The 16,868-nt window shown below is 69.8% G+C and carries 16 protein-coding genes and 1 tRNA gene; all 17 read right to left on the bottom strand.

Annotation, left to right across the window (positions count from 1 at the left end):
* Positions 1–8 precede the first annotated feature (8 nt).
* Entirely contained in the window at positions 9–1,721 is a 1,713-nt protein-coding gene (locus R2910_06580; GenBank protein ID MEZ4412630.1) for a hypothetical protein, read from the bottom strand.
* Between the two features lie 72 nt (positions 1,722–1,793).
* Positions 1,794–1,867 (bottom strand) — tRNA-Val (locus R2910_06575).
* A gap of 225 nt (positions 1,868–2,092) precedes the next feature.
* Entirely contained in the window at positions 2,093–3,100 is a 1,008-nt protein-coding gene (locus R2910_06570) for a peptidase MA family metallohydrolase (protein MEZ4412629.1), read from the bottom strand.
* The gene (locus R2910_06565) at positions 3,037–3,909 is read right to left on the bottom strand and encodes a tetratricopeptide repeat protein (protein ID MEZ4412628.1); all 873 of its coding nucleotides are present in this window, start codon (positions 3,907–3,909) and stop codon (positions 3,037–3,039) included. Before R2910_06565 ends, R2910_06570 begins: the two co-directional genes overlap by 64 nt.
* Entirely contained in the window at positions 3,906–4,367 is a 462-nt protein-coding gene (locus tag R2910_06560) for a chemotaxis protein CheW (protein MEZ4412627.1), read from the bottom strand. Before R2910_06560 ends, R2910_06565 begins: the two co-directional genes overlap by 4 nt.
* On the bottom strand, positions 4,364–4,801 hold the full coding sequence (locus R2910_06555; GenBank protein ID MEZ4412626.1) for a chemotaxis protein CheW: 438 nt from the start codon (positions 4,799–4,801) through the stop codon (positions 4,364–4,366). The genes R2910_06560 and R2910_06555 overlap by 4 nt, the downstream gene beginning before the upstream one ends.
* Entirely contained in the window at positions 4,798–5,838 is a 1,041-nt protein-coding gene (gene cheB, locus R2910_06550; GenBank protein ID MEZ4412625.1) for a chemotaxis-specific protein-glutamate methyltransferase CheB, read from the bottom strand. The genes R2910_06555 and cheB overlap by 4 nt, the downstream gene beginning before the upstream one ends.
* Positions 5,839–5,854: 16 nt before the next feature.
* Entirely contained in the window at positions 5,855–6,343 is a 489-nt protein-coding gene (locus R2910_06545; protein MEZ4412624.1) for a chemotaxis protein CheD, read from the bottom strand.
* Positions 6,340–7,161 (bottom strand): protein-glutamate O-methyltransferase CheR, encoded by an 822-nt coding sequence (locus R2910_06540; GenBank protein MEZ4412623.1) that lies wholly within the window; start codon positions 7,159–7,161, stop codon positions 6,340–6,342. The genes R2910_06545 and R2910_06540 overlap by 4 nt, the downstream gene beginning before the upstream one ends.
* Positions 7,158–8,777 (bottom strand): tetratricopeptide repeat protein, encoded by a 1,620-nt coding sequence (locus tag R2910_06535; protein MEZ4412622.1) that lies wholly within the window; start codon positions 8,775–8,777, stop codon positions 7,158–7,160. The genes R2910_06540 and R2910_06535 overlap by 4 nt, the downstream gene beginning before the upstream one ends.
* On the bottom strand, positions 8,777–10,765 hold the full coding sequence (locus tag R2910_06530) for a DnaA/Hda family protein (GenBank protein MEZ4412621.1): 1,989 nt from the start codon (positions 10,763–10,765) through the stop codon (positions 8,777–8,779). Before R2910_06530 ends, R2910_06535 begins: the two co-directional genes overlap by 1 nt.
* Complete coding sequence (locus R2910_06525; GenBank protein MEZ4412620.1) at positions 10,762–11,364, bottom strand: GTPase domain-containing protein; 603 nt, start codon at positions 11,362–11,364, stop codon at positions 10,762–10,764. The genes R2910_06530 and R2910_06525 overlap by 4 nt, the downstream gene beginning before the upstream one ends.
* Before the next feature lie 3 nt (positions 11,365–11,367).
* A complete protein-coding gene (locus R2910_06520; protein ID MEZ4412619.1) occupies positions 11,368–11,829 on the bottom strand; it encodes a hypothetical protein in 462 nt (153 codons plus the stop codon).
* Entirely contained in the window at positions 11,829–12,179 is a 351-nt protein-coding gene (locus R2910_06515; GenBank protein MEZ4412618.1) for a roadblock/LC7 domain-containing protein, read from the bottom strand. Before R2910_06515 ends, R2910_06520 begins: the two co-directional genes overlap by 1 nt.
* Positions 12,176–13,024 carry a tetratricopeptide repeat protein gene (locus R2910_06510; protein ID MEZ4412617.1) on the bottom strand — a complete coding sequence of 283 codons (849 nt, stop codon included), beginning with the start codon at positions 13,022–13,024 and terminating at the stop codon, positions 12,176–12,178. The genes R2910_06515 and R2910_06510 overlap by 4 nt, the downstream gene beginning before the upstream one ends.
* Positions 13,014–14,171, bottom strand: a complete 1,158-nt coding sequence (locus R2910_06505; protein ID MEZ4412616.1) for a DUF4388 domain-containing protein — start codon at positions 14,169–14,171, stop codon at positions 13,014–13,016. Before R2910_06505 ends, R2910_06510 begins: the two co-directional genes overlap by 11 nt.
* A 3-nt stretch (positions 14,172–14,174) precedes the next feature.
* A complete protein-coding gene (locus tag R2910_06500; protein MEZ4412615.1) occupies positions 14,175–16,868 on the bottom strand; it encodes a tetratricopeptide repeat protein in 2,694 nt (897 codons plus the stop codon).

Raw genomic sequence — 16,868 nt, 5'->3', positions numbered from 1 at the left:
GGAAGCCCTTACTTGCAGTACGCCTTGATCATCGAGGCGACGCGCGGCTCGTACTGCGTCACGTAGCCGAGATAGCGGGCGACATCATCGGGCTTGGCCGACTTGCCGAGCGTGAAGGCGGTCTTGGCCTCGGTGAGGAGCCCCTCCTCCTGCCGCGCCAGGTCGCAGGACTTGTTGAACTCCGCGTCCTTGTCGACGTCGGGAATCTGGAGGAAGGTCGCCAGGCCAAGGACATAATTGGCGGTGGGCGCGACCGGGCCGGTGGGATTCGCGGCGGAGACGGCACGCCGCAGGACATCGGCGGCGAGCGGCAGGTTCTTCGATTCCGCCTGCAGCAGCGGCAGCGCACCGTTGGTCAGCACCGCGGCGGCGGCCTCCTTGGACTGGTCGTCACCGTTCTGGATGACGAAGTCGGCGAAGATCAGCGCCTCCGCCATCTTGCCCTGCGCGGCGAGCGCCTTGGCAGCCTCGAGGGCCGGACCGATCGCCGTCGGGTCGATGGCCATCAGCCGGCTGGTAACCGCCACCAGGCTGTCCGTCGGGCCGGCGAGGCTGTAGGCGGTGACCAGCTGCCCGAGCAGCGTCGCGTTGTCCGGATACTTGTCCACGCCAAGCCGCGACCACTTGAGCAGCGCGGCGGTATCCGGCTGGACCGCGGCGAAGACGGTGACCTTCAGGAAGTAGGTGGAATCAGCCCGGTCCGGCGCCTCGGTGTACACATGTTCCAGCGCCCCGATGGCCTGACCGTAGTCGCCCGCGGTCGCATAGGCGTTGCTCAGGAGGTCCCAGAGGTCGGCGTTCGACGGGTCAAGCCGGAGGCCTTCCTTGGCGACGTCGACCGCCGCGTCGGGACGGCCGTATTGCAGGAAGAGCTTGAAGGCCGCTTCGCGGAGCGGCTGGTTGGTCGGCGCCGCGAGAAGCATGCGCTGGAAGGCGTCGATGACGGCGGAGCTGTCACCCTCGGCCTCGTACTCCTTGGCCAGCGCCGTCCAGGCGGGCAGGCTCTGCGGGTCTCCCTTGACGGACTCACGCAGGCTCGCGATGACTTCCGACGCTGGCGCCTTGCGGTCCTGGGCCAGCATGGCGAGGCAATACTGCGCCAGGCCGTTGGTCGGCAGGATCCCGATGGCCTTCCGCGCCGCCTCGGCGGCCTTGTCCGGCTTGGTCGCGCGGTCATCCACGCACTGCTTGGCCTGGTCGGCCGACTTGACCGCCGGCGAGAAGGCGTCGGCAATGGCCTCGCCGAAGTCCTTGCTGGACTGTCCCGGCGCCTGCCGGAGGACCACGACGTTCCCGGCGTCGTCGTTGACACCCGCCAGGCGCGCGGTCACCGCGTAGACACCCGTCTCGTTCTTGCTCAGGGCGGAAGTCAGGAGGACACGGGCCTGCAGCTGGAGCGCGAGGACGCGGGCGACGACCGGTGACAGGATGGCGTCGGCCGGATACCCGTACTGAACCAGCGCGGACTGCATCTGCTCAAGTGGAACGACCCGATAGGTCGAGCCGGCAACCCGCTCCATACGCTTCCGCATCGCGTTGCCGATGTCCACGGCGAGCGCGGAGTCCCCTTCCACGAACGCAAATGGCGTCGCGACCATCAGCTTGGGCGCGGCGGCCACGGGGGCACCGAGGCGCCGGGCGCCGGAAGGAATCTGGGCCTGGGCCGTGGGGGCGATCAGGACGGCAATCGCGGCGAGCGGGGCGAGTCGATTCAGGCGCATTCCTGCGGCCTCCAGAGAATTCAGGACAGACGGCGGAAACGATGCGGTCGGAAGAATGCGCCTCCCGGCCAATGGGCGAAGAGGGATTCGAACCCCCGACATCCTGCGTGTAAGGCAGGCGCTCTAACCAGCTGAGCTATTCGCCCGGCTGCCAGCGTGGACCGGAGCTAGAGCGCGATCCCCAATGGGAGTAGGACGCAATATCCCAGGACCAGCAACACGGCCGCGAGACTGGTGCTCCCTGATGACAGGAGCAAGTATCCCGCCAGCAACGACACGGCGCCGGCACCGAGCAGGGCCAAGTTTCGAGGCCCCAGCGGGATAGCACGTACCTTGGTCGGCTTAGAAGATTGAGACATAAGCGATGAACGCTAGCCGGGTGAGCGGTGATGGTCAAGCGGAGTGGCCTCATTTGAGGTCAGTTCCGGCGACGGCTGGACGGACGGATCGATCGGGCGCGCCGGTCCGGGAATCGGCTCCTCCGGCGGGTAGGACCATCCGGCGTCGAGTGCCGCGCGACGGGGGCGGTCTCGCCGGCGTCGCACATCGTACCCGAGCAGGACCAGCAGCGCCATGGCGAGCCAGATCCCCGTGCCCACCATCCAGGTGGCCAGTCCGAACCGCGTCCGGACACTCTTCCGCCACGCCTCGTCGAACCGGTCGAGCGTCAACCCGGTCGTGGCGATGACCGCATCCTCAAACCCGACGCCGTTGGCCAACTGCTGGAACAGCGGCTCCAGCGAGCCGGTCGGATTTCTCCGGGCCAGCTCCAGCACGGCCGTCGCGGCCAGGGCGTAGGCCGCATCGGCGGACTGGGCGGAGGCGCGCAGTTCCCCGTCGAGCGCCCGCAATCCCGGGACCTGTCCGCGTGCCACGGCCAGATTCAACCCGAGCCGGTCGAAGAGATCCCACTGCCCGCTCGCCATCGTCGCGTAGCCTTCGTCGAACCAGAGCGGCACCCTGCCCCGGATGGCCTGATGCAACGCCAGGTGCGCCAACTCGTGGCGCAGCGTGCCCATCAGGTCCCCCGCGTCGGCACGCAAGACGATGGTCCGCCCGCCGGGAAAGGCCGCTCCGGCGCCCCACCCCGGCAGCCGCCCACGGGTGAAGTCCCGAAACGATTGGGAGTCGGGGGTGATCACCAGCCGGATCTCCCCGAGATCCCTGGCACCAAGTCCCGGCCACGGACCCGGCTGATCGGCGATCTCCGCGAGCCCGATGGCGAGGGCTTCCTGCCCCGGCCACGCCACGGCGGTGACCCGGCCGACGGTGACCGCCGTAGGCTGACCTTGCAGCAGGAGCGCGAATGCGAGAATCAGGCTGGCGTACGTCGCGGGATATCTCCGCCAGCGGCGACCGCGTCGAGCAGTTCGCGGCACCGCTTGCCCCAGGGATTGAACTTGTTGGCCTTGTGCCCCTCGGTCCACGCCTGGCGCGCGTCGTCCTGCCGCTCCAGGAACCAGAGGGACCGTCCGAGTTCGTAGTACGCCTCGATCAGGTTGGGGCCGAGGGTCAGCGCCTTGCGGAAGAACGCCTCGGCATCCTCGTACATCTCCCGCTCCTGGTACACCAGCCCGAGGTAGAAATGCGCGTAGAGCGTCGCCTTGCGGTCGTTGTCGAGCCGGATCGCGCGCGAGAGGTGCTCGATCGCCTCGCCGAAAATCCCCTTCTTCAGGCAGATATACCCGACGTTGATCCGGGCCAGCGCGTTGGCAGGTTCGCGCATCAGGACCTTGGAGAAGGTGCCGAGCGCCTCGTCATATTCCTCCGCCAGCATCTGCGCCCAGCCCAGGAGCGAGAGCGCCTGGATGTCCTCGGGCGAGAGGGCCAGCGCCTTGTCGAGCGCCTGGATTGCCCCGGCAAAATCACCGAGCGAAATCAGGCTCCAGCCCTTCTCGATGAAGGTCGAGGCGCCGAGATGATCCGCCTGCAGCACCGGGCGCGCCCCGGAAAACTGGGGTGCGGCGACGCCGTCGGCATCCGCCGCAAGCTGCTTGTATCGCTCGACCAGAGTGCGAATCTCTTCCTTCAGCGCTCCCAGCTCACCGAGGGCGCCGTCGACGCGCTTGAAGTACGCCACGATATCGCGCTTGACCGCCTGTCGCTCGGGACCGACCGGCATCGTGTCGAGCCGGGCCGCGAGCGCGGCGTACTCGTCGCGCAGGCCGGTGAGCCATGCCTCGGTCACGTGGCGGCAGCCTCGAGCTGCAGGCGTTCCTCGCTGCTGAAGAGGCGCCCGGCCTGGAGCAGGATCACGGTGCGGTCTTCCAGCGTCAGCACGCCGAGGATGTACTTGGCCGCCAGCCCGCGCACCATTGGCGGGGACGGCGCGATCCGGCGGCTGTCGACGCGGAGCACCTCGCGGACGCCGTCGACCACCATGCCGACACGCTGGCCGTCCATGGTCACGATCATCACGCGGGTTTCCTCGACCTGGGTGGCCGGCAACTCGAGCCGCTTTCGCAGGTCGACCACCGGCACCACCCCCCCGCCGTAGGGAAGCACCCCTTCGAGGAAATCCGGTGCGCTCGGCACCGGAGAGGGCGCCTGGTACCTGAGGATCCGGTCCACCTGGGAGATCTCGAGGGCGAACTCCTGCGTCCCACCCTGGAAGATCACCACCTGAATGTCATCGCCGGTCGTCATGGACCGCTCTTCCCGCCCAGGAGCCGTGCTCCCAGGGCTTTGAGGTCAAGTATCGGTACCAGCGCGCCGTCGCGGCGCGCCACCCCCAGCGCCCAGGGGAGCGACTGCCCCGCCGGCACCGGCACCACTTCCTCGGCGAGCACCGCCTCCGCCCCGTCCACCTCGAGGCAAATCCGCTGCCGCCCGGCGCGTGCGAGCACGCCGACCGCTCCCACCGTCGCCGGGCACTCCCCGCCCCAGAGCACCGTCGCGAGGTTCACCACCGGGACCAGCCGCTCTCGCACGGCGACGACCCCGCGCACGGCGGCATCGTGAGTGGGCACCGGAAAGGTCGCGGCAAGGTCCACCACTTCGAGCACCTCGGCCACATCGAGGCCGATGTCCCTGCCGCCGACCTGGACGAGCAGGTACTGGCAGGAGCCGGTCGCGTTCATACCGCGTTCATCCGCAGCAACAGCGCCGAGACGCGCGCCCCGACATCCGACACGGGAAGGACGAGGTCGGCGCCGCCGGCCGCCTGCGCTTCCTTGGGCATGCCGAAGATCGTCGAACTTTCCTTGTCCTGCGCAATGCCCGTCCCGCCGGCGTCGTGGATCTGGCGCAACCCCTCCGCGCCATCGCGGCCGAGCCCGGTCAGGACAACCCCGATGGCCCGATTGGCAAAGATCTGCGCCACCGAGCGAAAGAGGGGATCGGCCGCGGGACGCACGCCCCAGAGCGGCGGCTCCTGGTCGAGCGCGAGCGCGAGCCCGTCGGTTCCCCCCGTCACCCGCATATGATAATCCCCCGGTGCGATGTAGGCGGTGTCCGAGAGCAGGGGCGCCCCATGTTCCGCCTCGACGACCGTCAGCTCGCTCTGCCCCGACAGGCGTTCCGCCAGGCTCCGGGTGAAGCGGGGCGGCATATGCTGCACGATCACGACCGCCGCATGGTGGCCGCGGCTGATCCGGGGAACCACCTCCGCGAGTGCGCGCGGGCCGCCGGTCGACGCCGCAATGGCCACGCAGAAGCGTGCCCGCCCCGGCAGCGCGAAGAGGCCGGCGGGAAGCTCGGGTCGATTGGGCCGGGCGAGCATCGGCAATCGATGGATGTCGGCCACGCGCGCCGCCCGGAGCGCCTCGAGGACACGCGCCCCAAAGCGGTCGCGCGATGCCTCGTCCCGCCCCGCCTCCTTCGCCACCAGTTCCACCGCGCCCAGCTCGAGGGCGCGGATCGCGCCGGCCGTACCGGGACCCGCATACGAGCTGACGACCACCACCGGCCGCGGAGACTCGGACATGAGGTAGCCGATGGCACCGAGCCCGTCGAGTTCCGGCATCTCGAGATCCATCGTCACCAGATCAGGCTGATACTCGTGCACTTTGCGGAGCGCATCGACGCCGTTGCGCGCCGTGGTCACGACACGGAACTCCCCCGACCCGTCGATGATCTCCGTGAGGAGGCGACGGATCAGGGCGCTGTCGTCCGCCACGAGCACCGTCGGCAGGCTAGAGATGTGTCACGCCCATGCGCACGGTGGACACCTCGATCCTCCCGTCGTCCACGAAGAGCCGGACCGTCCGGCCGAAGTCACCGCCCACTTCGCTGCCGACCAGGGGAATTCCGTGATGGGTCAGCGCCGTCCGCACCGCCACAACGTTGCGCTCGCCCATCTGAATCGTCCCCGACGGCTGCAGGTTGGCGAACATCGACGCCCCGCCGGCGATCCGGGCGGTGATGTGCCCGGCCCGCGCCCCGCGCCCCACCATCTCCTGGAGCAGGAGCGGAATCGCGGTCTGCGGAAACTTGCCCGGGTTCTGGTCCCGCCGGCTGGCCGTGGGCGAAGGCAGAAGGATATGGGCCATGCCGCCGACCTTCGCCTTGGCGTCGTGGAGCATCACCGCGACACAACTCCCCAGCCCCACGGTCAGGAGGACGTCGCCACTGCCGCCCGTCTTGTACTCCGCGACGTGGATCAGAATTTCGCCCGCGCTCATGCCGCCCTCCGGAAGATTCGCTCACGGGCGTCGACCAGGGTCAACCGCTCCCGGGCGACACCCAGAAGCGTTTCGACCTTGCCGAGCACGAGAATGCCGCCTGGATGGAGCGCCTCGGCAAATTGCGCGAAGAGCCGCTCCTGCGTCGGACGATCGAAATAGATGACCACGTTGCGGCAGAAGATCAGGTCGTACGACGCCGCGGGGATGACCTCGCGCGTCAGATCCAGCCGACGGACCGTCACCATCCTGCGCACCGCGTCGCTGACCTGCCAGCACTCCCCGGCCGCGGTGCAGTACTTCTCCGTGATCCACGCCGGTGCCTCGAGAAACGCCGCCTGCGGGTAGAGGCCCGCCTTGGCGCGCTCGAGGCTGGCGCGGTCGATGTCGGTGGCCGTGATCCGCACCCGCTCGGTCCACGAGGGATGCCCGGCTGCCGAGGCCGCCTCCGCGCACAGCATGGCCATGGTGTACGGTTCCTCCCCGGAAGAACACCCCGCGCTCCAGGCCGCCAACCGCCCGTTTCGTGCCTGCAGCAGGTCCGGAAGGAGGTCCGTGCGCAGGCGGTCCCATGTTTCCGCGTTCCGGTAGAAGCGCGTCACGTTGATGGTGAGCGCATCCTTCAACTTTTCCCATTCCTCCGGCGTCCGGTCGAGCACACCCATGTAGTCCGCATAGGTGTGCACGCTGCAGGCCCGCATGCGGACCAGGAGCCGGCGGCGAAGGCACTTGTCCTTGTAGGCGTCGAGGGTAAGCCCCGCCTCCCGTGACACCCGGCGCGTCAGCGCCCTGAACCCGGCCTCGTCGTCCGGGATCATGCCGGCACGTCCAGGATCTCCAGATTCGACCGCGCCAGCTGGTGCCCCGGGTTCAGTTCGGCGGCCCGGCGCCAGCACTCGCGCGCGCGGTCGCGGTCCCGCTGCCGGAAGGCGAGGTTGCCGAGCTTGAAGTAGAGATCGTCACCCAGGTCGGGCGACAGCTTGGCCGCGCGGTCGAAGGCCGCCTGGGCGTCGTCGTACCGGCCGGCACGGTACAGCAGGTCGCCCAGGTTCTTCGACAATTGCGGGAGGCTCGGCTCGTCGGCGAGCGCCGCGCGGAGCAGGCGCTCCGCCTCAACCAGATCACCGGTCGTCTCGAGCAGCATCGCCAGGTTGTTCCGCAACACCGGGTGCTGGGGCCATGCCTTGACCCCTTCCCTCGCGAGGGTCACGGCGCGTGTCATGTCGCCCGCGGAGCCCGCGGCGAGCGCGGCGGCCCAGAACCAGAGCGGGGGTACCGGTCGATCCCCGAGCAGCTCCCGCGCCTTGGCCAACCGTCCCTCCGACACCTCCGGATCCTCGCGCTTCAGGGCAATCACTCCCCAGAGGAGCATCGGGCGGGCATCCTCGGGCGCGCGAGCCACCGCCTCCGCCCCGGCCGCCTCCGCCTCCGTCAGCCGGCCCGCCCGTTCGAGCGCGAGCGCCAGGTTGTGCAGCCCCGCCGGTCGCGCCCCGCCGAGCTCGATCGCGCTCCGCAACGCCTCGACCGCGTCCTCCCAGCGCGCCTGCCGGAGCGCGATCAGCCCGAGGTAGAATGGCGCGTTTCCTTCCGTCGGCCGCAGTTCGGAGACCCGCCGAAACTCGCGCTCCGCCTCCTCGAACATCCCCGTCTTGTAGAAGGCGATGCCGAGATTCCGGTGTTCCTCGACGCGCGCGTCGTTGACCTGCTCCGACTGCTGGGTGGCGGAGGTGCCGACGCGGCGGACAAACCCGGCGGAGAGCAGGCCGTAGATGGCCTTGCCCACCTCGAACTCCACCAGCCCGGAGGCATCCATGACGTCCTGCACATCGTTGCGCCCGTTGAGGAGCGTCAGGATCGCCTCCTGCTCGTCGCTGAGCCGGACACCGGCCGCCTGCAGCCGCGCCTGGTCGACCTCAAAGACGATGTCGAAGGTGGGGATCTTCTTGGCGATGAGGCTCCACTCGTCCACCCGGCGCGCGCCCTCGAGGAGCAACGATTCGGGGTTGATCGAGACCAGGAAGTCCTCCCGTTCCGGCCGCACCCCCGCCTCGAAGTTGAACGTTCCGCTGCTCCAGGTGAACAGGTAGTAGACCGCTTCCTCGACCTGGACCCGGATGTGATCCTCCAGCTCCGCGCGCGTGATGTGGCCGAGCTCGACGAGGATCTCGCCGATCTTGCGGTCCCGGTCCCCCGACTGCATGTCCACCGCGGCGCGGAGCTGGGCGTCGGTGATTCGCCCGTTCCGGACCAGCAGGTCGCCGAGCCGGTCACGCCGGTTGACGATGGAGGCGTAGATGATCCGCCCATCGTCGAAATAGGTGTAGCCGAAGTTCTGCCGGTCGGCCACGGCGAGACAGCCGGTCTTCCGGCCGAGGGCCAGCAGCTGGATGACGTCGGGGAGGCTGGCTTCCTTGAGACTGCCCTTGATGGCCATCAGCGCCACTCCTCGATCAGGCGCTCGCCGAGATCGGGCCACTCCCAGACCCCCTTCTCGGGACTCCGAAATCCGCCCGCCCCGACCCCGCTGGTGCGCACCCCTGCGGCGGGACGCGGTGCACGGGGCGCCGCTCCTTCCAGGACCTCACGCGCCAACGCCACGTCGGGCTCGGTGTGACGCGCATCGGCGGCCGCCTCAATCCGCTGCACCAGCGCCTGGACCGCCCGGACCGACTCCGCTGGTCGCCCGGCAAGGTAGGTCGCCAGTTCGGCGTCGACAGTCTCGTAGCGGGCGCCGAGCAGTCGTTCGACGACGGCCTGCCGCACCTCCCGCTCCGGTGCCGGCAACTCCACGACCAGCCCCCCGCCCATCCGGCTGGCGAGCCGCTCCTCGAACCCTTCGATCTGCGCCGGAACAGTGGAGGCGGTGAAGACGAGCTGGGCTCCCCGCTCCGCCAGGTGGTTGTAAAGGAGGTAGAGCTCCTCCTGGGTGCGCTCCCGGTTGGCAAGCAACTGCACGTCATCGAGCAACAAGGCGCTCACACGGTGGTAGCGCGCGCGCCACGGCATGATCCGCTCCCGCTCGATCGCCTCGATCAGTTCCTCCGAGAAATCCTGGGCGCTGAGGCAGGCGACCGTCGCGCCGGGCACAACCTGCAGCAGGTTGCCCACGGCGTGCAGGAGGTGCGTCTTGCCGACGCCGGCGCCGCCGACGATGACCAGCGGGTTGTACACGGCGCCGGGGCGGCCGGCCGCCTCGCGCGCCGAACGGAGCGCCACGCGATTGCCCTCCGATTCCACCAGGTCGTCGAACACCCAGACCGGCTCGGGCGCCGGCGGGGGCGCCCCGCCCTCGCGCGCTTTGAGCAGGAAGGCTTCCGCCTCCGCGATGGCGTCGGGATTCCGGAAGACGGGGTCGCTCCCCAGTTCGGCCGCGAGGGCGGCGGCCTCCTCCTGCAATGCCTGAAGCTTCTCCACATCGGCGACGAAGCCCGCCAGCGCCTCGGCGGGATCGCCGTCCACCCCGCGGTCGAGGAGGCCCTTGAGTCGCCCCGTCTGATACCCCTGCCCCTCCCATCGGGCGACCGCTTCCTCGACGCGGCGCCGCCACCCCTCGACCTGCCGGGTGAGCGTCTCCGCCACCTCACTGAGGAATTCGCCAAACTCGTCCGCCGGCTGCATGGCCTCCGCTGTTTCCACGCCGCCGCCGTCGCCGGATGAACTGTCCTCGCCGTGCGACACGACGCTGGGTATGTCCCCGGCCGTGGCACGGACACCGAGCACCAGGCGCGCCTGTTCGGCGTCGAGGGGCGCGTTGCCGACCGACTGGAACGCCACGAGCCGATTGAGCGCGCCGATCAGTTCCCGCACGCTCTCCAGCGCCAGCGAGGCGACCGCATCGAGGACGCCAGGCAGGAAGGTGACCTGCCGCTCCTCGGCCTTGCGCCGCAGGATGGCCACACGGGTCTCATAGTCGGGCGCCGCGATATCGATCACCAGCCCGCCCGCCACCCGACGGAGCAACCGCTCGTCGAACGCCTCGATGTCCGCGGGGGGACGGTCGCTGGTCAGGACGATCTGCCGGCCGGTGGCCTGCATCTGGTCGACGAGGCGGAGCAGCTCCGCCTGCGTCTCGCGGCGATGCGCGACGAACTGCACGTCATCGAGAAGCAGGATGTCCGCATCGGCAAAGCGACGGCGGTAGGCGTCGCCCTGCCCCGCGCCGACCGCCGTGTGGAAGGCCTCGACGAAGTCGTCCAGCGTCACGTACTCCACGCTCAACGCGGGGTTGATGGCCTGGGCTGCGTGCCCGATCGCCATCAGGAGGTGGGTCTTCCCGAGGCCGGGGCGGGCGTAGATGAAGAGGGGGTTGTAGCCGGTGCCTGGTGATTCCGCGACGGCGCGGGCCGCCGTGGCCGCGAGGCGGTTCGCGGCGCCCACGACGAAGCCGTCGAAGCGCAGCTGGGGGCTCAGCTGGGTGGTCATGCGGCCGTGTTCCCCGCCGCCAGGCGCTGGAGCACCAGCTCGGAGATTCCCTTCAGCGTCTCGAACACCCCGTGTCCGTGCAGGCAGTCGGCCCCGAAGCTGCGGACGCCGCGGAAGTTGAGGGCGTCGTCGAGCTCGTCGGGGCTGAGGATCAGGTCGCGGGGAAGGTCCTGCTTGTTGTACTGGAAGACCACGGGCAACTGCCGGATGTCCACGCCCTGCGCCAGGAGGTTTTCCTGCAGGTTCTGGAGGCTCTCGACGTTGTCGTCGTACCGCCGCGCCTGGCTGTCGCCGACAAACACCACGCCGTCAGCACCCTGCAGCACCAGCTTGCGGGTCGCGTTGTAGTAGACCTGCCCGGGAACGGTGTACAACTGGAACCTGGTGGTGAACCCGCTGATGCTGCCGAGGTCGATCGGAAGGAAATCGAAGAAGAGGGTCCGGTCGGACTGGGTCGCGAGGGACACCATCCGGCCGCGCCGCCCCTCCGGTACCCGCCCATAGATGTACTGCAGGTTGGTCGTCTTGCCCGACCGTCCCGGCCCGTAGTAGACGATCTTGCAGGTGATTTCCCGCGTCGTGAAATTGACGAGCGACATCCGTTACCGTCCGAACAGCGAGCGCAGGCTCGCGTTGAGTTCATTCTCGAAATCCGCGGCGAGCACCTCGCGCGCGGGCGTTTCCACCGGCGCGAGCGCGCGCAATTCCTCCACCATCCGGTCGAAGAAGAGCCGCACCAAACCCAGCGAACTGTCGTGGTCGTACACCACCAGCCCGATCCACCGGCCCTGCGGCAGGTCGAAGCCGGACAGGAAGAGCCCCCGGGACGGTCCCTGGTGACTGAGCGACCGGGAGGCACCCGAGGCGGTCAGCCGCCCGAGTTCCTCGGTGCTCGCCATGATCGCCGCACCCAGCGCCGAAGCGGACATCACATCGAGCGCGCGGGTGAAGCCGTGCTGCGCCACGACCTGCCCCGACGACGTCGTCAGCAGCACCACACGGGCGGCCGACTCGGCGAGGAAGCGCTGCAGCGGCTCGGCCACCCATGGCTCGATGACACGCATCAGGCGACGTTCTCCGCGGCCCGCCGCATCTCCAGCCGGACCAGGCCGACGTTCACCTCGGGGTCCGTCACCGCCACCACCAACAGGTCTCCCTGGGCGGGGACTGCCATCAGCCCGCCGCTCTCGGCTCGGAGGTGCACGAACGCCGGGGCTGTGCGCCCGGCGGCCTCGGTGGCACGTGTCAGTCGTGCCAGAACCCCGGCGGTCAGGGCAGCCACGGCCGCGCCGTCGATGCCCTCCATGGAGGATTCCGCAACGACCAGTCCTTCCTCGGACGAGACGATCATGGCACCGCGGACGCCCCGCACCCGGGTGATCGACTCGAGGGCACTGACGATGTCGACGTTCATGTGGCACCCTCCAGCCACCGACGAGCCGCCTCGGACGCCCGTTCGGCCTGCAGCGCCAGCCGGCCAATGGGCACGCTGCTGTCGCGCACGAGCAGGAGGAGCGACTCTGGCGTCGGCGCACAGAGGAAGAGGTTCGCGTCCGACGTTTCGGCCGCGACACTGCTCCACGCGCCGAGCGAGAGCCGGGCAGCGCGCTCGGCGTCCCGGAAGACGCCAGCGAGATGGGCCGCCACCGCATCGCCGACCGGCGTGCCGTCGGGCGACGAGAGTCCGCCGCCGACCCGCAGCCCCTGGGCATCGAGGAGCAGCAGGCCATCCTGCGCCCCCTCCAGCCCCTCGAACACCGCCTTGCGGACCTCGGCGGCGCTGGCTTCCGGAGGCGGTGCGGCGTCCTCCGCTGGGGTGATGGACGGTGGGCCGGCGGCGCCCGTACTCGGCGACGCCAGTGCCTCGCGCACCCGGGCCACCGCCGCGGCGACCCCTTCGGCGCCCGGGTCGGCGGCCAATGCCAATTCGAGGTGCTCCAGTGCCTTGGGCAATTCGCCGGCCACGTAATACAGGAAGCCGATGCCCTTATGGGCGCCTGCATGGCCGGCGTCGAGGCGAAGGGCGATGTCCCACTCGTCGAAGGCCCGTTCCAGGTCACCCCGGTCGCCGAGGATGCGGGCGAGGAGATCATGGGCGTCCGCCAGCTCCGGATACCGGGTGAGACCCGAAATGGCGACCTTTTCCGCGGCATCCAGCTGGCCACGCCGGCGCAGCGCCTCGCCGAGCGGAAGGAAGACCAAGCTCGAGGGATCAGCCGCGAGTTGCCCGGTCAGGACGCGAATGTCTTCAATGCTCACGGCGTCCTCCCAGTGCATCCTTGAGGGTTGTCACGGCGGCTCGCCAGCGGCGCACCGTCTCCTCCCGGCCCCGCTCACTGTCGGGCCGAGTCTCCAGCGCTTCCCAACGGGCCCAGGCTTCGAGCGCCGGGCCGAACTGCGCCCGGCCCGCTTCGGCGAGTCCGACGAGCCGCAGCGCCGCGGGCATGTCAGCCTCGCAGTGAAGCGCCTGGTTCAGCCGCAGCACCGCCTCATCGTAGCGCACCTCCTGGAGCAGCACGCGGCCGAGCAGCAGATGGGCGGCGGCATCCTCGGGGAACGCGAGCACCGCTTCTTCCGCGGTGAACCGGGCACGCGCAACCTCCCCGAGGAGCAGCGCCTCCTCGGTTGCCGCGATGAGCACGGCCAGGTCGTGCACCGGGGCCTCGGCACCCTGGCCGAGGGCGCTCGGCTCGGAGACGGCGATGACCCCCGCCGATGCCAGGCCGAAGAGGGTCCGGGCCACATCGAAATCGGACCGCCCCAGTTGGGCCGCCATGGACCGGACGTCGGTGACGCCGTCGATCCCGGCGAGCACCTCCCACTCGAACGGGAGCAGGTCCAGTTGTCCCCCGTCATCGTCCGGCGACCCGGTGAAGTGCGGGATGACGCCCAGGTGCGGGACCTTCGGCTCGATCCGGGACCACTCGTCGATGCGCCGCGCCGCCTCCATCAGGAGGGACTCGGTCGGAATGCGGATCGTCGCCTCCCCCAGCGCATCGGGGAGGGGGCCGTCCTCGAACGAAAAATAGCCCTCTGACCAGCTCATCAGCTCGAAAATGACTTCCTCGACCTGGGCGCGGATCTGACGCTCGAGTTCCTTCCTCGGCAGCGCGCCCATTTCGACCAGGATATCCCCGAAGCGGTGCCCGGGGCGGGTCCGCTGGATGGCCGCGGCCCGGGTCACATCGTCCTCGTGCACCTTGCCGGTCCGGACCAGCATGGCGCCGAGCTGGTGCGGGTTGCTGCGGATTTCCGCGGCGATGACCCCGCCCGCATCGAAATACACCACGCCGGCGTTCTGTCGGAGTTCCGAGGTGACGCGCAGGACCCCCGTCTTCCGTCCCAGGTCGAGCAACTGGAAGACGTCGTGGATCTGCAGTTCCTTCAGCGGTCCTTCGATCGGCACTGGCTACTCCGCCGCGGCGGTGAAGATGTGCACCAGGTCTCGCGTCGAGCGGAGCTGGTTTCGGGCGGCCGAGGCGAGCGCCCCGCCCGGGTCGGCGCGCACCACCGCCTCCCACTGATCGGAGGCCTCCCGGTACCGGCGCACCCGGACGAGCGCCGCACCGTAGGCGAGCCGCGCCGCGCCGGCATCCGGATCGAATCGCAACACGCGCTCGAAGGCTTCGATCGCCTTGTCCGGGCGGCCGTCCTCGAGCAGCAATTCGCCGAGGAGGGTCAGCGCCTCGAGGTCCCACGGGTCGGCGCCGAGCAGCGTGATGAGCGGACCCATCGCGGTCTTCGGCGTGTCGACCCGCCGGAGCAGCTTGGCGAGGGCCCGCGCCGCCTCGGAGTAGGTCGGCAGCAGGTTGAGCGCGCGCTGGAAGGCGAGCCGGGCGCCGGTCCAGTTCTCCCGCTCCTCCTCCAGTGTTCCCAGCTCCAGCCAGACCTGCACGAGCCCGCTGTCGAGTTGCAGGGCCGCCTGGTACGCGTCGAGCGCGGCTTCCCGCTCGCCGAGGCGGCGGGAGACGCCGGCCTGCAGCTGCAGGAGGTCGGCCCGGCCCGGCGCGCGCGACTGGGCTTCGCGGAGCGCGTCGAGGGCGCGCACCGGGTCCCCGGTGGCGAGGCGCACGCGGGCACAGGCGACCAGCGCCTCGACGTGATTCGGCGCCAACTGGGCCAGCCCTTCCGCCCCTGCCACCGCCTCGTCCGGCCGGTTGAGGGCCAGGAGCGACCGCACCTCACCGAGCAGGGCGTTCACGTCTGCGGGATCGGCGCTGCGCGCCTCGCGGTATCGCTCGAGCGCCTCGCCGTGAAGCCCCCGCTTGCCGAAGATGTCACCCAGCAGCACCGCGACGCGCGCCCGGGAGGCGCCGCGCCCGATGGCGCGGGTCAGTTCCGCGGAGGCCAGTTCCAGGAGCCCCTTGCTGATGTAGTCGCGGGCCAGGGAGAGCGCGGCCTCCTCAGCCGCCGGCGGGGCCGGCGCGGCGGGGACGGCGGGGGCCAGGTCCTCGAAGATTCCCTCGAGGAGGGTGGCGTCGAAGACGAACGAATCGCCCAGGTCGGCCGCGGTCACGTCGGCGCTGATTTCGGGGACGATTGCAATCAGCGGGTCTTCGTACTGCAGGTCGATGGAGAGCTGGAACTTCTGCTGGATGTAGTAGGGCTCCAGCTCCAGGGCCCGCTTCGTCGCGCGCAACGCGCCGTCGAAATCGCCCAGCTGGCTGAGGGTAAAGCTCAGGTTGTAGTGGGCGGAGGCGTAGTCCGGCGCGGCGTCCACCGCGCGCGCAAACGCGTTCTTGGCATCGGCGTACCGGTGCAGTTCCATCAGCACCAGGCCGATGCCGTTCCACGCGGCGGCGTTGGTGGGATGATCAGCCAGTACGGCGCGATACGTCTCCAGGGCCGGCTGGAAGCGCCGCAACTGGAACAGGAGGAGGGCCAGGTTCAGGCGCGGCGCCGCCAGGTCGCGGCGCACCTGCATCGCGGCACGGAACGCGGCCTCGGCCTCGCCGGTGCCCGGGTCGTGTGCCAGCAGGACCCCGAGGTTGTTCCAGGCGAGGGCGTAATCGGCGTCGAGCGAGATGGCCCGCTCGTACGAGTCGCGAGCGGCGTCGCGCCGGCCGGCCTGGTGCAGGCAGACCCCGCGTTCGTTCCAGCTCTTGGGCGAGTCGGCATGCTCCTCGACGAGCGCATCGTACAACTCCAGCGCGCTGGTCAGGTCCCGCCGGAGGAGGTGCACCTCCGCCATGGCCTGCAGGGTGAGGCGGCGATCCTCGCCGTGATCGAGCGCCATCCGGTACTCACGCAACGCTTCCGGGTAGTAGCCCTTCTGCCGAAAGGCGAGGCCGAGATTGAAGTGCGCCAGCGTCCCGCCTTCGGCGAGCGCCGGCCGCATCGAATCGGCGAGCGACTGTCGACCCGGCACCGACCCATCCTCGGGACTGTCGATGGTCAGGTTGGCCTGGGCGCGACCCAGGGTGGGATTGAGCGCGATCGCCCGCTTCGTGGAGGCACGGGCGTCATCGTGCAGGCCCATGTCCCCGAGGACGAAGGCGAGCAGGTAGTGCGCGTCGGCGTAGTCGGGATTGCGGTGGACTGCCTGCCGGAGCGTCTCGAGCGCGGACTCGTTCAGCCCGCGATTGTAGAGCGCCTCGCCATAGTAGAAGAGCGCGACCGGGCTGTCCGGATCCTGTTCCGCCGCCTGGCGAAACCAGTCCTCCGCCACCTCGACACGCCCCCGGGCCTTCTCGGCGAGCCCGAGCTGGAGGAGGGCGGGAATGTCGTCGGGGTGCCAGGCGAGCAGCGCCTCGAACTCCGCCACGGCTTCGTCGGTGTGCCCCAGTGCGGCGTAGGCGCGCGCGAGTTCCCACCGGGCCTCGCGATCGCCCGCCTCACGGCGGAGGCGCTCGCGCAATTCGGCAACGCGCTTGTCGTAGTAGCCGCTCGCACGGTAGGTGATTTCGAGATTGCCCTGCGCCACCTGCATGCGGGGATCGAGCTCGAGGGCGCGGGAGAACTCGGCGACGGCCTCGGGGATGAGGCCCTTCTGGTAGTACAGCACACCCAGATTGTTGTGCGCCCCGGCATCGGACGGGTCAATGCGGCGGGCGAACGACCGCAGGACCGCGAGGTCCCGTTCGGGCAGCGCCGGACTGCCCAT

It is taken from the genome of Gemmatimonadales bacterium, assembly GCA_041390145.1.
Lineage (GTDB): Bacteria > Gemmatimonadota > Gemmatimonadetes > Gemmatimonadales > GWC2-71-9 > SPDF01.
Note: the sequence above shows the minus strand (reverse complement) of the source record. Positions and strands in the feature narration are given on the sequence as shown.

Excerpts from the sequence above, each read along its gene's own strand:
- R2910_06580 (MEZ4412630.1), bottom strand. The coding sequence starts at position 1,721 with ATGCGCCTGAATCGACTCGCCCCGCTCGCCGCGATTGCCGTCCTGATC.
- R2910_06560 (MEZ4412627.1), bottom strand. The coding sequence starts at position 4,367 with ATGACGACCGGCGATGACATTCAGGTGGTGATCTTCCAGGGTGGGACG.
- R2910_06555 (MEZ4412626.1), bottom strand. The coding sequence starts at position 4,801 with ATGAACGCGACCGGCTCCTGCCAGTACCTGCTCGTCCAGGTCGGCGGC.
- R2910_06545 (MEZ4412624.1), bottom strand. The coding sequence starts at position 6,343 with ATGAGCGCGGGCGAAATTCTGATCCACGTCGCGGAGTACAAGACGGGC.
- R2910_06540 (MEZ4412623.1), bottom strand. The coding sequence starts at position 7,161 with ATGATCCCGGACGACGAGGCCGGGTTCAGGGCGCTGACGCGCCGGGTG.
- R2910_06535 (MEZ4412622.1), bottom strand. The coding sequence starts at position 8,777 with ATGGCCATCAAGGGCAGTCTCAAGGAAGCCAGCCTCCCCGACGTCATC.
- R2910_06530 (MEZ4412621.1), bottom strand. The coding sequence starts at position 10,765 with ATGACCACCCAGCTGAGCCCCCAGCTGCGCTTCGACGGCTTCGTCGTG.
- R2910_06525 (MEZ4412620.1), bottom strand. The coding sequence starts at position 11,364 with ATGTCGCTCGTCAATTTCACGACGCGGGAAATCACCTGCAAGATCGTC.
- R2910_06520 (MEZ4412619.1), bottom strand. The coding sequence starts at position 11,829 with ATGCGTGTCATCGAGCCATGGGTGGCCGAGCCGCTGCAGCGCTTCCTC.
- R2910_06515 (MEZ4412618.1), bottom strand. The coding sequence starts at position 12,179 with ATGAACGTCGACATCGTCAGTGCCCTCGAGTCGATCACCCGGGTGCGG.
- R2910_06500 (MEZ4412615.1), bottom strand. The coding sequence starts at position 16,868 with ATGGGCAGTCCGGCGCTGCCCGAACGGGACCTCGCGGTCCTGCGGTCG.